Genomic DNA, 19483 nt, shown 5'->3' with positions numbered 1-19483 from the left:
AATGGCTAATAAATATAATATGAATACGGTTTCTCCATTATCTAAAATATCGCCTCAAATATTCAGTAACTATAAATTAGCTGGTGGTGGAAACACAATTATTGCTGTTGGAACTGCGGGAGTGGAATGGCTTAATAACGGTGCTGATGAGGCCCGTAAAATAAATACAGCGGCGAGGAACGTTAATGCACCTATTGATCAATTTAGTCAAATAAGTGGCGCTATGCGTATTCGAGGTGTTGAACAAATGGCTGCGATAAAATCAACTGAGCAGCTCTACAGCAATTTGAATAATATGCTATGGGGCCATAATGTTCAGGGGCTGGCGCAGCTACATGAGTATGGGTTTGACATTATCAGTAATGAAAATGGCACGGTTGATGCTACAGCAACAATAGCTAAAATTGCCGAGGATTTTCCACAAATGGCACCCCAAGTACAAAGTAAACTGACGAATGCTCTGAAAATAGACGGTAATACTATTGAGTTGCTGCGAGAGGGGGCGCAACTAAAAGATTTGCTGGCTAAATCTACTCTATTTGGCCTAACTATTGATCCTGAGCTTAATATACAATTGACAGAGTTAGACCAGAACACCGATGAGTTAAGTGCTGCTTGGGATGGTCTGAAAGATAAGCTATCTAACATCGGATACGAAATTCTTGTCTCTGATGGCTCAGTGGCTGATGGCATTGGTGGTTTAACTGACACGCTGACTTATGGTCCAGATAATTTTGCCATAATGCGTACTTTAGGGGTAATCAGTGGTAATGATTCGGCGAAAATGCGATGGGCATATAATAATACAGATTTTAAAAAACAACTTAATTGGTATGAAATAACCATGCTTAATAGCGGTCTTATGACTGATGGATTTCGTAAGAAATATCAGGATCATATTAAGCCCAATGATGCAGAGAAAATAAATTATCAGACTGAAAATGCGGGTGATATTTCCGGACGCCGGCCAATTAAAATTGAGTCCACTCCATTAACCGATCCTTTTAATCTGGGATCCGGGGTTGAAGTTGAAACTCAAACACAAAACACCTGGAGCAACAATCGCATAACTGAATTCGGTGCTGAAGATCCCTATTCCCTTAGCCCCTCATCTTCTCTTGTACCAGATAATAATATAGGCAGCATCCCTACAGCTGAATCACCTTTTTATACTGACTCAGTGGGGGGCTTTAACGTTAATGCTATTGCTGATGTTATCGCTACCGCGATGCAGAACAATCGGGTGCAGATTGAATTGACGTTAATCGACAGTCGAAGCGGTGAAAGCTTAGTGATCCCAACTCAGGGAGGCAGCAGAATAGCTCACGCCATGCAGATGTAATTCCCTATTAATATCCGTAAAAATTAACCAATCAGCATATCGATATAACCCGCTCCGGCGGGTTTTTTATTTCCTAACGTCTACTACTGGACAGGAGAACGAAATGTCACTTATCAATAACGCACTATCAGCGCTCTTGGGAGGAAGCGACGACAGTTGGCAATGGTCGGAACACCTCCATCAAGCCTCCTTTCGGGGAGTGCCCTTCGTGGTCCTGAATAGCAAGGGCAGTTTTGGTCGTCGTCAGGCAGTGCACACTTACCCTTATCGCGATACCAGCTATATCGAGGATTTGGGGCGCAGTACGCGGAACATTGTTTTAACTGGATTTTTGGTACAAAACAGCCAGATCTACGCCGCACCTGATGTAATGACTCAGCGCGATTCATTGATCGCAGCTTGTGAAATGGCCGGGCCAGGGACATTGGTCCACCCAACCTTGGGTGAGATGACTGTCAGCATCGCTGACACGGGGCTGAAAATTGATGAAGGTGTTGGCAGCGAGCGGGTATTCGCGTTCAGCTTAACCGTTATCGAATCCGGCTTACGTGCCTTTGCCATCACCGGTATGGCTGAAATGAGCGCGTCTGCGCACTCCTCTTGGCTGGGATTGAGCGCCAAAGCAGTCGCTGGTTTTATCTCAACGGTAAAAGGAGAGATGCGCTCGGCCACTCAGGTAATAAAAACCTTGAAAAGTACGGCGGAATTTTGGAGCCGAATGGTAACGAATACTGCCAATGAGGCCAGTAATCTGGGTAACGCACTGCGCTCAACCTTTGGCCGAAACCGTTATGGCCGCTTTAACCACGGTACTGTCGGTGGCAGCAGTTCGGGCGTGACGGAAGCTGTGAACCAGCAAAGTGATACCACCAACTTACCCATGTTAGTGGCGCAACGGCTGGCGTTTATCGTCGAAGGGCGAGCGGCAATCAGTGCTGCCGTGAATGAGTTACTTGCGACTAACAGTGTTGAGGGTCATGCCGACAAGTTACTCACTCTGGTTAACACGCTGCTAAATGGTGGTTTTAGCACACTGGATGTTATCCGCATGATGGAAAGCCTGACAGCGGCTCACGACGACGCCTTCCGAGCCAATAGCAGTGATATCGCAATTGCTGACGCCAGCCATCATTTAATGATGACTTTATGCGCCGGAGGGATGGCCATCGCGGCGGCGCAGTATCAACCGGAAAGTTATGACGATGCTGTCGCTGTACTTGGCAGGGTCAGTAAGGTGATTGATAGCTCAGCACTGGCCGCCGCCGATCGCGGCAATGATGAAACCTACCGTGCGCTGATGCAAATGCGCGAATCTATCGTGGCGCTATTGCAACAGTCCGGGGCGAATTTATCTCGCATCAACGAGGTTAGTTTTAACCGCTCACTACCCGCGCTGATGCTGGCGAATCGGTTATATCAGGATGCGCTACGTGGTGATGCACTAGTGAAAATGGCGAATCCGATTCATCCGGCATTTATGCCAATTCGATTTAGGGCATTGAATCTATGAATAATAAAATGCCAAGTGATGACTTAACACTGGAGGTAGGTGGCAGAGCGATCACCGGTTGGAGCAAAGTTCAGGTCACGCGGAGCATTGAAAAATTACCCAGTAGCTTTGAGTTATCGCTGATGGATCGTTATCCCGCCAGTGGAGGGCAGCAGTGGATTAACCCTGGTGCTCCTTGCGTGGTTAAGTTGGGTAATGATGCCGTGTTAAACGGCTATATTGACAGTTGGGATTGCGCCATTGCGGCCACAACGCACCAAGTCAGTGCCTCGGGGCGTGGTAAGTGCCAGGATCTGGTGGATTGCTCCGCTGAGTGGACAAACAGCGTAATTAGCCAGTCCACGGTGTTGCAGATTGCGCAAAAGCTGTCCGAACCTTACGGCATCAAAGTGACCTCTGATATTACTGATATGACCATTGTGCCGAAATTCACCCTGAATTGGGGGGAAACGGCGCAAGCGGTTATTGATCATGTCACGCGTTCCGCTGCATTGCTCTATTACGACCAGCCGGATGGCAACTTATATCTGACCCGCGCTGGAACGCATAAAGCGGCAAGCGGTGTGGCGCAGGGCATCAATATTCTCAATGCCAACCTTCATACCGATATCAATCAACGCTTTGTTGATTACACCGGCGTGGTGCTCTCTTCCAATGCCGCAGCCAGGCATTCTGCCTCGGGTGGGGATAACACCTCGATGCGAGCTACCACGCGAGACACACGATTGGCTGAACAATTTCCGGCCCGCCATCGTAACCGGGTCATTATTGTCGAAAGTACCGTGAACTCGCCACATTTGCTGAAAGATTGCATCGAATGGGAAATGAACCGCCGCTCTGGTCGCGCCAACGTCTTGACAGTGCAAGTTGACAGTTGGCGCGATCGCGATGGCCGGCTATGGGAAGTTAATACATTGATTCCCATTACTATTCCAGCATTTGGGCTTAATGATGAGCTGTGGCTACTCTCGGAAGTGGTTTATGCCAAAGATGAGAAAGGGACGACGAGCAAAATGACCCTGATGCCACCTGCTGCCTTCACATTCCAGCCTTACAACATTAAGTGACATAGGGGCTAACTATGAATGACCTAACCGGGCAAATTTCGACCCTGTACCGGCAGATAAAAATGCTGTTGGGACTCGGGCGAGTGAGTGCCGTTGACGACAGTGACGGGATACAAACTGTGCAGTATCAAACCCAACTGGAAGTCCACTCTGATACCCCCAGGCTGGCTGAGTTTGGTTTTTCATCGGGATTGCCCGCTGGCAGTGACGTGGTTATCGGTTTTCTGGGCGGGGACCGATCCAACGGCCTGATCATCGCCTCCAACCATCCGGCTTATCGCCATTCAGGACTAACAGCCGGAGAAACGGTGATTTATTCCCAGTGGGGGCAATTTATAAAACTGACGGAAAGTGGGGTAATCATTGAGGCTAACAATCAGCCGGTGACAATCAATAATGCTACCGCGGTGACGGTAAACGCATCGGTAAAAGTACGGCTGAATACGCCGTTACTCGAGGTTAGCGGCGATATTGTTGATAACGCAGACAGCAATAACATCACGCTGAAAACCTTACGTGATGCCTATAACAGCCACAACCATCAACTCAAAAATGTACAGTCGGGCAGCGCGACCCTTACCAGTGAGACGCCCGCTAAGGTGGTGCAATGACAACAGATATTAAAACGGTTTGGGATGTCGATGCCTCATTGGGGGATTGGCAGACAGGTCGCGGGGGAGTGCTGGATGGCGATGATTTGCATACCGCTATTTTACTGAGTTTGTTTACTGACCGTCTGGCGCGAATTGATGATGCTATTGATGGCGATGATCGCCGCGGCTGGTGGGGGGACAGCGGGGCGCTATCAGCTATTGGTTCGCGGTTGTGGTTATTGCGGCGGGAAAAACTTACCACTCAGGTTGCGATCAAAGCCGAGGACTACGCGGCAGAAGCATTGGCGTGGCTGACCGAGGATAGTGTTGTGGCGGCCATAAACACCCGGGCACAAATAATTTACCCCAATACATTGCTGTTGATTATTGCTTACCAACAACCGGGTAAAGCCCAATCTTCAGTGAAATTTTCATGGGTATGGGAGGAGTAATTCATGCCATTTAATCGACCCACGTTAAGTGAATTGCGACAACGCAATCAGTCTTATATTCAATCGGAACTGAAAACCGGCGGCAACTTACTGCGTTTCTCCAATATTGGCGTTATCAGTGACGCAGATGCGGGGATGGCACACCTGCACTATGGCTATCTGGATTATATCGCCCAGCAAGCCACACCATACCATGCCACCGACGAGTACCTTGCGGCTTGGGCGGCACTGAAAGACGTGTTTCGTAAAGCAGCAAATCCGGCTACTGCGACTGACGTTCGCTTTAGTGGGATAGCCGGACGAACTATTCCTGCAGGCCGCTTGCTTAATCGGGCCGACGGCTATCAGTATCGGCTTGATAATGAAGTGAAGATTTCTCCAGATGGCCACGTCCTGGGAGTTATTACTGCCATTTTACCCCGTCCATTAGAGGATGCGACTGGCGGCGGTAGCCGGGGTAACAGTGCGGCTGGCACCCTGCTGACGCTAGATATTGCTATTGATGGTGTTCAGGCCACCGCCACGGCACTGAGTAAAATTTCCGGCGGTGCGGATATTGAATCTGAGGATGCATTTCGTTCCCGTATGCTATTGGCTTACCAGAATATCCCGCAAGGTGGTAATGATACCGACTATCAATCTTGGGCATTAAGGGTACCGGGAGTGACCCGTTGTTGGGTAAAACGGCGGCTGATGGGGGCAGGGACTGTCGGGGTTTATATTATGTGCGATGACAACGACCACGACGGTTTTCCGCAAGGTAGCGACGGTATTTCATCTCTGGAATCATGGGGTGCGGTAAAAGCCACTGGTGATCAACAACGGGTGGCAGATAATATTTATCCACAGCAACCGATCATCGCGCTGGTCTATGTTTGTGCGCCAGTTGCACAACCCATTGATTTTATTATTAGTGGGATATCGCATGCCGACAGTGCTACCACGACCGCCATCAATGCCGCCATCGATGAGGTGTTTTTCAGCGAAGGTGAACCCGGTGGCAAAATCTTGTGGTCATCACTATTACTGGCAATTGGTGAGATCCCGGGAACCGGGGGCTTTATTATGCAATCTCCGGCGGCCAATATTGAGTTACAAACTGGCAAACTCCCCATTAGGGGTACGGTGAGCTACCTATGAGTCGCTACTCTGTCAGTGAATATACCTCCGCTTTGCAAGCATTAATGCCGATGGGATTAGTCTGGCCACGGCGACCGGATGGTGTGCAGACTGATGTCTTGCGGGCGCTGGCGAATGCGTATCAGCGTAGCGATGAAGATGCGCAAGATTTGCTGTCTGCGGCATTCCCGGCAACGGCGACGGCTATGTTACCTGAGTGGGAAGCCACTGTGGGGCTACCGGATCTATGTGCCATTGGTGAAGTAGACAGCATGATCCAGCGCCAGCGGGCAGTGGTGTCGAAATTGTTTGGTATCGGCGGCCAGTCTGCGGCCTATTTTATCCGTGTGGCCAAGGCATTGGGTTACTCCATTGCTATCACCCAATACCGGCAAGCCTGTGCAGGTATGTCGGTATGTCGTGATGCATTGAACGGTGACGAGTGGCCATTCACGTGGTTGATTACTGCACCCGAAACCACGCTTCATTATGCTCAATGTGGCCTCACTTATTGCAATGATCCACTGCGGTCATGGGGCAATAAACAACTTGAATGCCGGTTTGCGGTGTTAAATCCGTCTCATAGCATTCTGAAGTTTGGCTACGTTAGCTAACTAATCAATTTCTATTAATTTAAAACGCCTTAATTGGTGAGGTATTACTATGCAAAAAATTGGAGATATTCCTAATTCACGCGCCGACAATAATGGCGAATTTACCGACGGCAATGTCGCCGGCGGCGTTCCCCCAACGATATTACCGGCTGAATGGTTTAACACCTTACAGCGGGAATTAATGAGTGTTCTTTCTGCCGCGAATATTGATGCTGACAGTGAGAAGTTTGATCAGGTGGCGACTGCTGTCTCTAAATTAATTACTGATGGTGGATTTTTAAAAACAGCCAATAACCTTGTGGAAATTAAAAATGCGGGGGCGGCAGCCGTTGCAAGTACTCTCTTAAACCTTGGTTTGGGCGATGCAGCCCATCTGCCCCAATTAACGGGCGTTGTTGGCACATCACGCAATGCAAAAATGAGTGTTACAGCCGCATCGTCAACGGCCACTTTCACGGCAGATGAATTGATCGTACAAACGGCGTTAGGTGGACGTCAGTACAAACTTATTAGCTTCAATAAAGCAATTAACCTTGCGACTACGGGCGCTGGCGGTATGGATACTGGCACCGCGCCAGCTGCGGGATTTGTAGCGCTGTATGCGATTTATAACCCAACAACTCAAGTATCTGCATTGCTGGCAGTTAATTCCACGTCAGTGCTTGCTCCTGAAGTGTATGGCGGGGCTAATATGCCATCAGGTTATACAGCATCAGCGTTGGTTAGTGTGTGGGGGACGGCATCATCATTGTTGAAGATAGGATTTCAATCCCATAGGCATGTAGCAATCCAAACAGCTACTATATATTCCGTTTCTAGTGGTACAACAGCGCAAACGCCGTTAGGTGTTTCACCTGTGGCTCCACCCAATGCCACACAGATAGATATTGCTATAACAGTAAATGAAACAGTCGCTGGCAACGGTGTTGCGCTGAGTATTGGCTCATCTCTGTCAGGTATCGGACAGTTCGGTGCTATTTCAACCGTTACAGGGCAAACAGCAACGTCCATTACCACAGGAACGCTGTCATTAATAGAAATCCAGCGGCTCTATTTTTCAATGTCCAATACAAACCCAGGAACATACATTATCGCTGGCCGTGGTTATGATTTTTAAGGAGTGAATATGCTTGTTCAATTTAAAAATTCAACAAAAGAAGAAATTATTGCTTACTTTGGTGGCCCACAAGATCCAGAGTATTTTCCAAATCAAGGGGAGATTGAAGCCGATGATCCCATGTGGGCAGTCTTTTATGACAAAGTACATATGTGGCTTGATGGGTTACCTGAGCCTATTACAATTGCAGAGTAAAGTACAAATCCGGGCTTAATTGCCCGGTTTATTTAATTGCTAGGTGCTGTAGGTCTGGTCATATCAGACACTGTACTTACATTGACTAATGACGGCCGAGGTTATGGCGCAAGCCAGGCGGATGTTGGGCAAGGAAACTATCTTGCAATTACAACAGCAGCATTGCTCCAACAACCGACAACAACTGCCTCGTTCGTCGCTTGATTTCGTGCTAAATTCGCCTATCTCGGATCATGACATATGTGTCATGGTTTCAGGCAGCTAACGGGACTTCAGGTATCAGTATGTTTACATATAAAGAAATATCAGCGCTGAACGAACTGGAATTGATCGTTTATAATTACATCATAAAAAACACTGATAAAGTGATGTATATGACCATCAGAGAACTGGCTGATGCAGCGGGTGTTTCTACTACCACGGTTTTACGATTCTGCAAAAAAATGAATTGTGATGGTTATTCTGAATTCCGGGTGCGGTTTAAATTATATGTAGAGCATGACGAAAAACCACCGGTTAGTTTTGGTATCAGTGAGATAATTAGCTATTTTAAAAGTATTAATAATAGCGAGTTTGATGACTTATTGGATATGGCTGCGGCACAAATAGCCGCCACGCGCCGAATTATTTTTGTGGGTATAGGAACCTCTGGGGCGTTAGGGAAATACAGCGCGCGTTTCTTCTCGAATATTGGCAAGTTTAGTACTTATATTGACGATCCCTATTATCCTATCAACAGCGATATGTATCAGGATGCTATTGCTATCATATTTTCCGTCTCGGGTGAAACCGAAGAGATTATCCGTATTGCTAATCAGTTCAGTTTACATAATTGTAAAATAATCAGCCTGACAAACAGTGATAACTCAACGCTGGCCAAAATGGCCGACCTTAATATCTCCTATCATATGCCACCTATTGTATTGGAAGGGCCTTATAATATTACCACTCAAATTCCAGTATTATATATAATAGAAACTATTGGTAAAAAACTCCCGCAATTAATTAATAAAAAAGCACCATAAAACACTGTGTTTTTTGAGTGTAACATATTCCAATTCACGATTTTTGTTATATCGTGACTTCGCTTTTCTTTTTGCTAGAATCCAATCTCAATCGGCTACGAATATTAATAATAAGCCAATAACGCTCTGTTTATCTTACGCTCAGTACCCGCGACAGGAGATTAATAATGGCAATAGATTACGCACTGACCGCTCAGGAAATTATCCAATATATTGGCGGTGATAATAATGTGATTAATGTCACACATTGTGCGACCCGTTTACGGTTTATATTGAAAGACAATAAAATTGTCGACAAAGAACGTTTAAATCGTGTTAAAGGGGTCATCACCGTTATTGAAGCGGGTGGGCAAATGCAAGTGGTGATCGGTAATCATGTCGGCGATGCTTATAAACATGTCATCAGCTTGATTAATGTCGATGAAAGTGCCCCGGTTGCTGCACCCAAGGTCGGTATTGTTAGCCGTTTGATGGATATTATCTCCAGCATCTTCGCCCCATTCCTTTACCCGTTAGCCGCCTGCGGTATTTTACAGGGGATTATTTCATTTCTTGCCGCCATTGGCTGGATGGATGCGGCGAGCGGCACCTACCGTATTCTGAATTTTGTTTCCTGGACCGGTTTTACCTTCCTGCCCGTGCTGGTGGCCTTTACCGCTGCCAAAAAATTTAATGTTAATCCTTTCACCGCAGTCATTACCGCTTGTGCCCTGATCAGTCCTGATTATATGAATATGCTGACGGCCAATAAAATTACTACGCTGAATTCGGCCGATCCAGCCGTTCAGCAGCTAATGCAAGAAGCACTGAATAATCCGCAAGTGGCCCATATTTTAAACACTATCGCTGGTATTCCCTTATCATCGCCAACCTTGGATTTCTTCGGTATTCCCGTGCAATACCTGAGCTATACCGCCTCGGTTATTCCGATTATTTTGATGGTATGGGCCATGTCTTACGTGCAGCGCTTCTTTGAGCGGATCCTGCCAATGGTGGTGCGCAATCTATTCACCCCAATGTTCTGTATTGCCATCATGGTGCCACTAACGTTATTGGTGTTCGGCCCGGTGGGTAATCTGATCGGCGGTGCGATTGGTGGTGTTTATAACTCTCTTTATAACCTTAGCCCGGCAGTGGCTGGGTTTATGGTCGGCGCTTTCTGGCAGCCGCTGGTCACACTGGGTGTGCATTGGGGGATCACGCCTGTTACCGTTGGTAACTATGCGACGCTGGGTTATGACACCTTTACTGGCTTACAAGCTTCCGCTGTCTTTGCCATGGCGGGCACCATGTTTGGCGTTTACTTAAAAACCCGCAATAGTGAGATGAAGGGTATTTCACTGTCGGCCGGTATCACCGCGTTGTTCGGTATTACCGAACCGGCAATTTATGGTGTGGCACTACGCCTAAAAAAACCGTTCTTATGCAGTTGTGCTGCTGGCGGAATTGGCGGTGCTATCGCAGGGGCATCTAATGCGGTGTCATGGAGTTACTGCTTACCGGGTATTGCGGTATTACCGGTCTTTTTCAAAGAGGGCCATATGGCGCAGTTCCTTGGTTTCTTGCTGTCGATCACGGTAGCGTTCGTGTTGGGCGCACTTTTCACTTGGTTGGTTGGGTTTACTGATGAGCCTGAAAGTGTGCAACAGCAAAACAGCGCTAAAGCATCTGGCGCGCCGATTACTCAGGCGCAAATGAATCGGGGTTAACCGTTTAAATATTCAGGTGGGCCATCCCGCCATTGATTTTCATTTCAAGGGCCTACAGTTGCCCACAGTATTAAGGGAGAAAATAATGAGCCACAAACAATTACCGAAAGATTTCTTATGGGGCGGCGCAGTTGCAGCACACCAGGTTGAAGGCGGCTGGGATAAAGACGGCAAGGGTGTGAGTATCGCCGATGTATTGTCGGGTGGTGCGCATGGAATTGACCGGGTGATGACTGATGGCGTACAGGACGGCTACCGTTATCCTAACCATGAAGCGGTTGATTTTTATGGCCATTACAAACAAGACATTGCGCTGTTTGCTGAGATGGGCTTCAAATGTTTCCGTACTTCTATTGCCTGGACGCGTATCTTCCCGAATGGCGATGAGCAGCAACCCAATGAGGCCGGGTTACAATTTTACGATGATATGTTTGATGAGTTACTGAAACACGGTATCGAACCGGTCATTACTTTATCTCATTTCGAAATGCCCTGGCATCTGGTGAAAGAATACGGTGGTTGGAAAAACCGTCAGGTGGTCGATTTCTTCGTGAAGTTCAGTGAAGTGGTGATGGCGCGTTATAAAAGCAAAGTTAAATACTGGATGACCTTTAACGAGATCAATAATCAGCGCAACTGGAAGTATCCGTTATTTGGTTATTGCTGTTCGGGCGTAGTGTTTACTGAGCAAGAAAATCCAGAGGAAACGCTGTACCAAGTGCTGCATCATCAGTTTGTTGCCAGTGCTAAGGTCGTCAAGCTTGGTCATGCCATTAATCCTGAGTTCAAAATTGGTTGTATGGTGGCGATGGTGCCGTTGTATCCATTCTCCTGCCATCCTGATGACATGATGTATTCAGTAGAAGCTATGCGTGAGCGTTATCTGTTTGGTGACGTCCATATGCGCGGTTACTATCCTTCCTATATTCTAAATGAGTGGGAACGTCGCGGATTCACCATCAAAATGGAAGAGGGTGATCTTGATACTCTGCGTGATGGCTGTGCTGATTATATGGGGCTGAGTTATTACATGAGTAATGCCGTTTCTGCTACTAACCCTGGCAGCGGTAATTCACTTTCTGGCTTTGAAGGCAGCGTGCCAAATCCACACGTTAAAGCGTCAGACTGGGGATGGCAGATTGACCCTGTCGGCTTACGTTATTCACTGAGCGTATTGTACGAGCGCTATCAAAAGCCGCTGTTTATTGTTGAAAATGGTTTTGGCGCGATCGACAAAGTGGCTGCCGACGGTATGGTCCACGATGATTACCGCATTGCTTACCTCAAAGCCCACATTGAGCAAATGAAAAAAGCGGTATTTGAAGATGGTGTTGATTTAATGGGCTATACCCCATGGGGCTGTATTGATTGTGTATCATTCACTACGGGTGAATATAGCAAACGTTATGGCTTTATCTACGTGGATAAAAATGATGATGGCACTGGTACTATGGCGCGTTCACGCAAATTAAGTTTTGACTGGTATAAGCAAGTGATTGCCAGCAATGGTGAAGTGCTCTAAACCCGCGATAACCCCGTAATGTTGGAAAGGCTGATTATAATTTTGGCCTTTCCATTAATTTCCCCTCGCCCCATTTTACCCATCACTTCAGGTGAACAAACGCAGTTTGTTACATTTCTGGTTGATTAAAAAATATATTTAAATTCAGTTAATTAGAGCTTATTCCTCCTGTCTGTAGGATGTGGCTGACATATCCTTAAAAAAAGCTGGGTTATTCTCTTACCCTAAGCGATAACATCATTCTTTGCATGGGATATTCGTCAGGGTTAATTCAGTTTTTTTGTGTAAAAAGGATTAGAAATGAAAGGGCAGTTATTAGTTGCAGCGCTGTTGGCCGCCAGTTTTTCAGTCTGTGCGGCGGAACATGCTCATTGGGGATATGAAGGTCAGGAAGATCCTGCCCATTGGGGAAAGCTCTCACCGGATTTCTCACTGTGCGAAACAGGTAAAAATCAGTCGCCGGTTAATATTCACGGAGCATTGAAAACCCATCACAATCAACTCGAGTTGGCTTTCCAACCAGGTAAACAGCAAATCGTGAATAACGGCCATACGATTCAGGTGAATGTCAGCACTGGCAATACCCTGAAACTGGACGGCGATACTTTCACATTACAGCAATTCCATTTCCATACCCCAAGTGAAAATGAGATTGATGGCAAACAGTTTCCGTTAGAAGCTCATTTTGTTTATAAAGATAAAGATGGGGCACTGGCTGTGCTCGCACTCATGTTCCAGCAGGGGGATGCAAATCCACAACTGGCACAGGCTTGGCAGCAAATGCCAACGGCGATTGACCAAATGGCGATATTAAATAAGCCTCTTGATATCAAAGCATTGCTACCCAAAAAGTTTGATTTTTATCGCTTTAGTGGCTCACTAACCACACCACCTTGCTCTGAAGGTGTCAGTTGGATGGTGCTTGAGCAGCCTGCGAGCGCTTCTGCTGAACAAATTAATCAATTCCGCTCTGTGGTTCATCATACGAATAATCGCCCTGTACAGCCACTTAATGGCCGAGTCATTATCGATTAAAACTACGTATGAGTCGCACTATCCTGTCTTCTGGCAGGTAGTGCGCGTGGCTTTTTGCCGTCTGGTTATTTTACACCATAGCCACATCAGTCAAATCCCACAAACAAAAAAACCAACCCTAACGGATTGGTTTTCTTGAGGTATTTTGGTCGGCATGAGAGGATTTGAACCTCCGACCCCCGACACCCCATGACGGTGCGCTACCAAGCTGCGCTACATGCCGATGCTATGACGGTTATACTACATTTTACCGTTATTAATGCAAGACTTGGCAAAACGTTCGCTTGTTTTTTGAGCGCACCAATGCCTGTTTTTAGAGCTAGTTCGCAATAAAACGTTTTATATCCGTCAACACTTGCAGCAGTAATGGAAGCTGAGGCTTTTCATTTTTGATTTCATTGCCTTGCTCATCATAGGTGCGGTATTCACCGTTATTATCTAATACAACGGTTTGTGTTGGCGTAGTAATAACTAACATGCCATTGTCACCGGTTGCCACCCAGTTATTATTGCGCTGTGCGGCGAATAAATCTTCCCCTTGCGAATAATCCTCAGGCGCTGTTTTGACGTGTAACAAACGTTGCATTAGCGTTGTCATGATATCTTCATGGTTGGTCAGTTTATTCACGGCCTGCGCTGGCGTGCCTGGCCAATGAACCACTAATGGCACTTGCAGTTGTTGGCGATTAAAGCTGCTGCTTGCACCCCAGGTATCATTGCCGCTGTCATTAAATTCAACACCATGGGCTGCAGTAATAATAACTACGGTTTTATCGAGCTGACCGCGCTGTTTCAGTGTATCCAGAATAGTCGCAATCTGTTGATCTACATCTTTTGCGCCAGCCTGGTAGTGACGGATAAAGTCAGTCGGTAACGCAACCTTCTGCCCGATTACCGGGTCTTGTGCTTCAACTGCCCCGTTGAGGTTAATGTATGAGAACCATGGTGCATTATTGTTGAGCGTGGACAGCCATTGCTGCCACTGTGCCGTGGTTTCGCTATCCGGTTGCACTGCGGGAGTTGGTAATGTGAAATCAGCTAACAGTGCCTGGCGGTAGAGTGGTGACTCAAAACCATCGGATGAGAACAGACCAAACTGATAACCCTGCGCGCTTAATGCTGTAACAAACGCTGAGGGTTCGCGCGCGGAGAGAATACCGTCTAAATAAGTAGGCGAAATGCCATAAAACAGGCCAAATAAGCCCGTATCCTGACGGTTGCCTGAACTGTAGTGGCTGTCAAACTGAATGTTGGAACGGCCAAATTCGGCCAGGGTAGGCATGTCTTTTTGCAGGCTACTGGCACGAATACCATCAACCACAATAAGCAACAAATTATAACCACTGCCTTTATCGCTGAAGGTAATTGGGTTGAGTGGATATTCAACCGCCAGTGCATCTGGATTACCTTGTTCCACCAAGCGACGCTGATATTCCTGCTGATCGAGCAGGCCGTGTTTCTCAAGGAACTTACGGGCGGTCATCGGGTAAGAGAGTGGCAGGTTTGCGCGTTGCATACTGATTGGGCGATAAAAATTGGCATCGGCCCAAATATAAATCAGATGAGAGGCAAAGAACGCAGAAATAAACACCGCCACCAACGGCTTAACAAAGCGTTGCCGGTTAAGGCTGCGTAGTTTTTGCCAGGCCCAAGTGCCGAAAAGCATCTCGACCAGGAAAATGACAGGCACGGCAATAAACATTAATTGCCAATCACGCGCCAGCTCGGTCTGGTCTGGGTTAACCACCAATTCCCATACCACCGAGTTAAGGTGTAAATGGAAACGGGTGAAAACTTCGGTATCAACCAACAGCAGAGTCAGGCCGGCAGTGGCAAAAGCGGCGGAAAGGAAACGGAGTAGTCGCTGCGACATCACCACAAAGGTGAGTGGGAAGATCACCAACAAATAAGCAGCAAAAACGATAAAACTAAAGTGCCCGAGCCAACTGACGAGGGCATAGATACGGCCAACCAGCGATGAGGGCCAATCGGAGACAAACAGATAGCGGCTACCCAGCACCAGGCTAAACAGGATATTAAACAGGGCGAACCAGTGCCCCCAGCTGATCATCTGGGAGACTTTTTCACGATAGCGCTGACGATTTGTCACCATATTGAGATTGCAGTCTTGGCCGATAAATTAATGAGCTTTATCTTCACTTATCGAAGCTTGAAGAGCTTCAGCGAAAGAACGTGCCAATACTTTGCGCTGCGCTGGGGCCACGCTAGTATTGATCAAATTTGTTACCATATTCCCCAACACCATCAAAGAAAGATTGGTGGGAGTACGGTTTTTTTCCATTACGCTGACCAATTCTGACAGCAGTTTTTCGACTTGTTCGTCGCTATAACGGGATGATTGTGCCATAAAAAGTGTGCTCAATACCTGACAAAGTCCCACATCTTACCGTATAGAGACACGCTTTTCCGCTATTTTATAGCATTAAGAATCATTAGCCATTAATTGAGGGGCGCGAATGCTTTAGGGTTGCAGCTCTCAGGCATCAGTGATTGAATACGCCCCTAGCCAAAAGGAGTATTTATCATGAGTCTGGATATTGACCAGATAGCCTTACATCAGCTTATCAAGCGTGATGAACAAACGCTTGATGTGGTGTTGCGCGATTCTCTGTTACCTGCCAATGCTGTAGTTGAAGAAATGATGGCCGAACTGCATCGTGTTTACAGCGCCAAAAGCAAAGCTTACGGGCTGTTTAATGAGCAGAGCGAGCTGGCTGAAGCGCTGAAACGAAGCCGTAAGGGTGATGAAGACTTCCTCAGTTTTAGCCGTGCTGCCACCGGGCGTTTACGTGATGAGTTAGCCAAATATCCGTTTGCCGAAGGCGGTGTGGTGCTGTTTTGCCAATATCGTTATCTGGCGGTGGAGTATCTGCTTATCTCGGTACTGAGCAGTTGTAATAGTATGCGAGTGAATGAGCAACTTGATCTCAGTACCACTCATTATCTCGATATTAACCGTGCTGATATTGTTGCCCGTATCGATTTAACCGAATGGGAAAATAATCCAGAATCCACGCGTTACCTTACGTTCTTGAAAGGGCGGGTAGGGCGCAAAGTGTCCGACTTCTTTATGGATTTCCTCTCTGCAGCAGAGGGGCTGGACACCAAAGCACAAAATCGGGGCTTATTACAGGCGGTTGATGATTACTGCGCGGATGCTGAACTTGGCAAAAATGAGCGCCAGGCATACCGTCAGCAGGTTTATAGCTATTGTAATGAGCAGTTACAAGCCGGTGAAGAGATTGCGTTGCAGGCGCTTTCTCAAGAGCTACCAACGCTGGGTGAGAAAGATTTTCAGCAATTCTCGGCTGAACAGGGTTATGCGTTAGAAGAGAGTTTCCCAGCAGATCGCGGTACTTTGCGCCAGTTAACCAAATTTGCTGGCAGTGGGGGTGGGTTGAGTATCAATTTTGATGCATTGTTGCTGGGTGAGCGTATTTTTTGGGATGCCGCGACAGATACGTTGACTATTAAAGGCACTCCACCCAATCTGCGTGATCAGTTACAGCGTAATTCAGGCAAAAAGTAACGGTTAGCACCGTGACGATAGCCAATAAAAAACGCCGCATAAGCGGCGTTTTTTATTTCGGCGTCCCGAATATCGAAAGCGACGCGATTAAACGCGAACGAAGTCGATATGAGTCAGTTTTGGCTTGAAAGCGTGACGCTGAACAGCCTGTACTTTAACTTTGGTTTCTTTACCGTCAACAACCAGAGTCAGTACGGAATCATAAAAGCCCGGTTTCAATTCAAGGTTCTTGGTGGTGTCATGGTCAAGAGCAATAGAGATAGCTGCTTCAGAACCACCGTAAATGATTGCCGGAAATTTATTTGCTGCACGCAGGCGGCGGCTCGCACCCTTACCCTGGTCGTTACGTACTTCTACATTGATAGTGGTCATTTTGTTTTCTCTTAAAGAAAATTTACCCTGCTACAGGCGACCCAGCAACAGGTTCGATACTCGGCTTTGATTGGGTAAACCCAGAGCAAAGCGGGCGGCATTCTAGCGAAATATCGACCAGACAGCAAATAAAACTGCGAAAATCTCAGGCTAAATGCGGCTCAGGCAAGGGAGTCAGCCCGCCGGAAACGGCCCTGATAATCAAATATCTTTTCTCTAATTTGCCACCATTGCCCACGACGGCGGGCCACGACAAAATCGGGATAACGTAACAGGGCTTGTTGCGCGATGATATCGGCCGCCGTTTGCCATTTCAGCGCCACACCGGGTGCCCGTTGGTGTGGACGCAGGAAAATTTGTTCAAATGCCATACGTTGCGCGGCGGTGGTTAAGCGAAAACGTTCGCTGGTATTAGTGCCGTCTTCGTCGTAGTAGGTGATTTTCAGCCACTCACCCTTTGCGTCATGGCCCGTCTCCAGACTCATACCGCCACAACGCAGCACCAGGGCATCTTTTAATTTTAACGCGGCTTTCAGCATATCATCGGGATCGACCAGAACCTCCTGGCACTGGTGACAACGGCGGGCGGCAATGTCATTTTCCGCCCCACAATGCGGGCAGCACTTAAAGCGAAAGCGATAATCACATTGCGCCCGCACGCCTTGTTGGTCCTCAAACCACCCCTGACAGCGGCGACCATAGTGTTCAATAATGTCACCCGACTCGGTACATTTTCCCCAGAAGATATTGGCAAAGCCGCAATCTGGGCAAAATACCTGAACCGGCTGACTGCCACTATGCGGCTTGCTGGTACCCACTTCAGGGGTAAAAAGGTCATGGGGATTGCCAGCGTAATCCAGAATCAGGCAATCTTCTTTACCCGGTGATAACCGCAAACCTCGGCCGACTATCTGTTGATACAAACTGACCGATTCCGTGGGGCGAAGAATGGCAATCAGATCAACATGGGGGGCATCAAAGCCAGTGGTTAACACCGCCACATTAACCAAATAGCGCAGTTGCTGCTGCTTAAAGGCAGTGATTAACGCATCGCGCTCATTAGGCGGGGTAGTGGCGCTCACCAGTGCAGCCTCGTCTTTTGGCAGCAAGCCATACACCTCTTTGGCGTGTTCAACTGTCGCGGCAAAAATCATTACCCCGCGACGTTGAGCGGCATATTCAATTATCTGGTTAACAATATGCGGAGTAATTCGTTGCTGCTGCTTAAGTTCACGGTCTAAATCTGCTTCTCGGAACAGGCCGCTACTGTTGCTGGTCAGGCGACTGAAATCATACTGTACCACGGGCATATCCAACCGCTCTGGGGGGACCAGAAAACCGTGCTTGATCATGTAGCGCAAGGGTAATTCATAAATACAATCGCGAAAAAGGGACTTTTCATCACCACGGGTAATACCGTGATAATGGAATTGATAAATCCAGCCTTTTCCCAATCGGTAAGGTGTGGCGGTCAATCCCAGCAAGCGCAGTCGGGGGTTGGTGGTACGTAAATGCTGAATAATTTGCTGATACTGGCTGTCATCGTCATCACTGATACGATGGCATTCATCAATAATCAGTAGTGAAAAGGCACTATCAAACAGGGGCAGGTTTCGTGCCACTGACTGCACACTGCCAAACACCACTTTTCCTGCGCTTTGGCGTTGCTGCAAGCCAGCGGCGAAAATATCAGCCTCTAAATCGTAGGCGCAATATTTGGCGTGATTCTGTGCTACCAACTCTTTGACATGAGCCAGCACCAGAACGCGCCCGCGAGCCAGTTTCGCCAATTCGGCGATCACCAGACTTTTGCCTGCCCCGGTGGGTAGAACAATCAACGCAGGCTCACTGTGGCGGCGAAAATGGGCAAGAGTGGCATCGACAGCCTCTTGCTGATAGGGGCGCAGTGTAAATGCCATTAGTGCACCAGCCCGATGGTTTTCAACCCATTCTCCCCGCAACCCTTTTCCGCGCGTATGCGTGACATTTCTCTCTCTTTATAATGAAAAACTTTTGACTATTATGCCTGTCGGAGGCTGTTGGCGCGAGGCCCCAAGTTAGCACTGATGGGGTGGCGTGATAGACGCGGCGCACTCTGGGGGTAAGTTGTTTCTCAATAACAACTTTTTACGTAACTGTTCCTAGGATGATATGGCAACCGCCGCTATACTGATGAATCTGGTAGGCAGCAAATGATTTTCTCCCAACTGCTTCATTCATTTCACACCGTATCATGAGCATCCTGCTGTCGTTGGCGGGTG

Annotated in this window: 18 protein-coding genes and 1 tRNA gene; 14 read left to right on the top strand and 5 right to left on the bottom strand. The window is 47.5% G+C overall.

The window, feature by feature from the left end; genetic code table 11:
* Position 1: 1 nt before the first annotated feature.
* From Q2T72_RS14350 to Q2T72_RS14290, 13 genes are all read left to right on the top strand, one after another.
* Positions 2–1342 (top strand): chemotaxis protein, encoded by a 1341-nt coding sequence (locus tag Q2T72_RS14350; RefSeq protein ID WP_372569356.1) that lies wholly within the window; start codon positions 2–4, stop codon positions 1340–1342.
* A gap of 103 nt (positions 1343–1445) precedes the next feature.
* Positions 1446–2852 (top strand): DNA circularization protein, encoded by a 1407-nt coding sequence (locus Q2T72_RS14345; RefSeq protein ID WP_372569355.1) that lies wholly within the window; start codon positions 1446–1448, stop codon positions 2850–2852.
* Positions 2849–3919, top strand: a complete 1071-nt coding sequence (locus Q2T72_RS14340) for a phage baseplate assembly protein (RefSeq protein ID WP_372569354.1) — start codon at positions 2849–2851, stop codon at positions 3917–3919. Before Q2T72_RS14345 ends, Q2T72_RS14340 begins: the two co-directional genes overlap by 4 nt.
* A 14-nt stretch (positions 3920–3933) precedes the next feature.
* A complete protein-coding gene (locus tag Q2T72_RS14335; RefSeq protein ID WP_083158336.1) occupies positions 3934–4530 on the top strand; it encodes a phage baseplate assembly protein in 597 nt (198 codons plus the stop codon).
* Positions 4527–4964 carry a phage GP46 family protein gene (locus tag Q2T72_RS14330; protein WP_083158337.1) on the top strand — a complete coding sequence of 146 codons (438 nt, stop codon included), beginning with the start codon at positions 4527–4529 and terminating at the stop codon, positions 4962–4964. The genes Q2T72_RS14335 and Q2T72_RS14330 overlap by 4 nt, the downstream gene beginning before the upstream one ends.
* A gap of 3 nt (positions 4965–4967) precedes the next feature.
* Positions 4968–6104 (top strand): baseplate J/gp47 family protein, encoded by a 1137-nt coding sequence (locus tag Q2T72_RS14325; protein WP_372569353.1) that lies wholly within the window; start codon positions 4968–4970, stop codon positions 6102–6104.
* Positions 6101–6697, top strand: coding sequence for a YmfQ family protein (locus Q2T72_RS14320; RefSeq protein ID WP_372569352.1), 597 nt, complete (start codon positions 6101–6103; stop codon positions 6695–6697). The genes Q2T72_RS14325 and Q2T72_RS14320 overlap by 4 nt, the downstream gene beginning before the upstream one ends.
* A 49-nt stretch (positions 6698–6746) precedes the next feature.
* Positions 6747–7814 (top strand): hypothetical protein, encoded by a 1068-nt coding sequence (locus tag Q2T72_RS14315; RefSeq protein WP_372569351.1) that lies wholly within the window; start codon positions 6747–6749, stop codon positions 7812–7814.
* 9 nt (positions 7815–7823) lie between these two features.
* Entirely contained in the window at positions 7824–8009 is a 186-nt protein-coding gene (locus tag Q2T72_RS14310) for a hypothetical protein (protein ID WP_050297013.1), read from the top strand.
* Between the two features lie 284 nt (positions 8010–8293).
* Complete coding sequence (locus Q2T72_RS14305; RefSeq protein WP_372569350.1) at positions 8294–9034, top strand: MurR/RpiR family transcriptional regulator; 741 nt, start codon at positions 8294–8296, stop codon at positions 9032–9034.
* Positions 9035–9201: 167 nt separating this feature from the next.
* Positions 9202–10743, top strand: coding sequence for a PTS transporter subunit EIIC (locus tag Q2T72_RS14300; protein ID WP_083158341.1), 1542 nt, complete (start codon positions 9202–9204; stop codon positions 10741–10743).
* Between the two features lie 85 nt (positions 10744–10828).
* Positions 10829–12265 carry a 6-phospho-beta-glucosidase gene (locus Q2T72_RS14295; protein ID WP_083158342.1) on the top strand — a complete coding sequence of 479 codons (1437 nt, stop codon included), beginning with the start codon at positions 10829–10831 and terminating at the stop codon, positions 12263–12265.
* 300 nt (positions 12266–12565) lie between these two features.
* Positions 12566–13300, top strand: coding sequence for a carbonic anhydrase (locus Q2T72_RS14290; protein ID WP_372569349.1), 735 nt, complete (start codon positions 12566–12568; stop codon positions 13298–13300).
* A 146-nt stretch (positions 13301–13446) separates the two neighbouring features.
* Here Q2T72_RS14290 and Q2T72_RS14285 read toward each other — a convergent pair.
* The 3 genes from Q2T72_RS14285 to Q2T72_RS14275 form a co-directional block, all read right to left on the bottom strand.
* A tRNA-Pro gene (locus Q2T72_RS14285) sits at positions 13447–13523 on the bottom strand.
* A 96-nt stretch (positions 13524–13619) separates the two neighbouring features.
* A complete protein-coding gene (gene yejM, locus Q2T72_RS14280) occupies positions 13620–15413 on the bottom strand; it encodes an LPS biosynthesis-modulating metalloenzyme YejM (RefSeq protein WP_083158344.1) in 1794 nt (597 codons plus the stop codon).
* Positions 15414–15440: 27 nt separating this feature from the next.
* Positions 15441–15668 carry a YejL family protein gene (locus Q2T72_RS14275; RefSeq protein ID WP_372559402.1) on the bottom strand — a complete coding sequence of 76 codons (228 nt, stop codon included), beginning with the start codon at positions 15666–15668 and terminating at the stop codon, positions 15441–15443.
* Positions 15669–15845: 177 nt separating this feature from the next.
* Here Q2T72_RS14275 and yejK point away from each other — a divergent pair, with 177 nt between their 5' ends.
* A complete protein-coding gene (gene yejK, locus Q2T72_RS14270) occupies positions 15846–16850 on the top strand; it encodes a nucleoid-associated protein YejK (protein WP_083158346.1) in 1005 nt (334 codons plus the stop codon).
* A gap of 87 nt (positions 16851–16937) precedes the next feature.
* Here yejK and rplY read toward each other — a convergent pair whose 3' ends face one another.
* Positions 16938–17222 (bottom strand): 50S ribosomal protein L25, encoded by a 285-nt coding sequence (gene rplY, locus Q2T72_RS14265; RefSeq protein ID WP_004700538.1) that lies wholly within the window; start codon positions 17220–17222, stop codon positions 16938–16940.
* A 161-nt stretch (positions 17223–17383) separates the two neighbouring features.
* Positions 17384–19141 (bottom strand): DEAD/DEAH box helicase, encoded by a 1758-nt coding sequence (locus Q2T72_RS14260; RefSeq protein WP_083158347.1) that lies wholly within the window; start codon positions 19139–19141, stop codon positions 17384–17386.
* Between the last annotated feature and the right edge of the window lie 342 nt (positions 19142–19483).

The organism is Yersinia sp. 2466 StPb PI, assembly GCF_041538325.1.
GTDB classification, from domain to species: domain Bacteria; phylum Pseudomonadota; class Gammaproteobacteria; order Enterobacterales; family Enterobacteriaceae; genus Yersinia; species Yersinia enterocolitica_E.
This window is presented reverse-complemented; position numbering and strand designations above follow the sequence as displayed.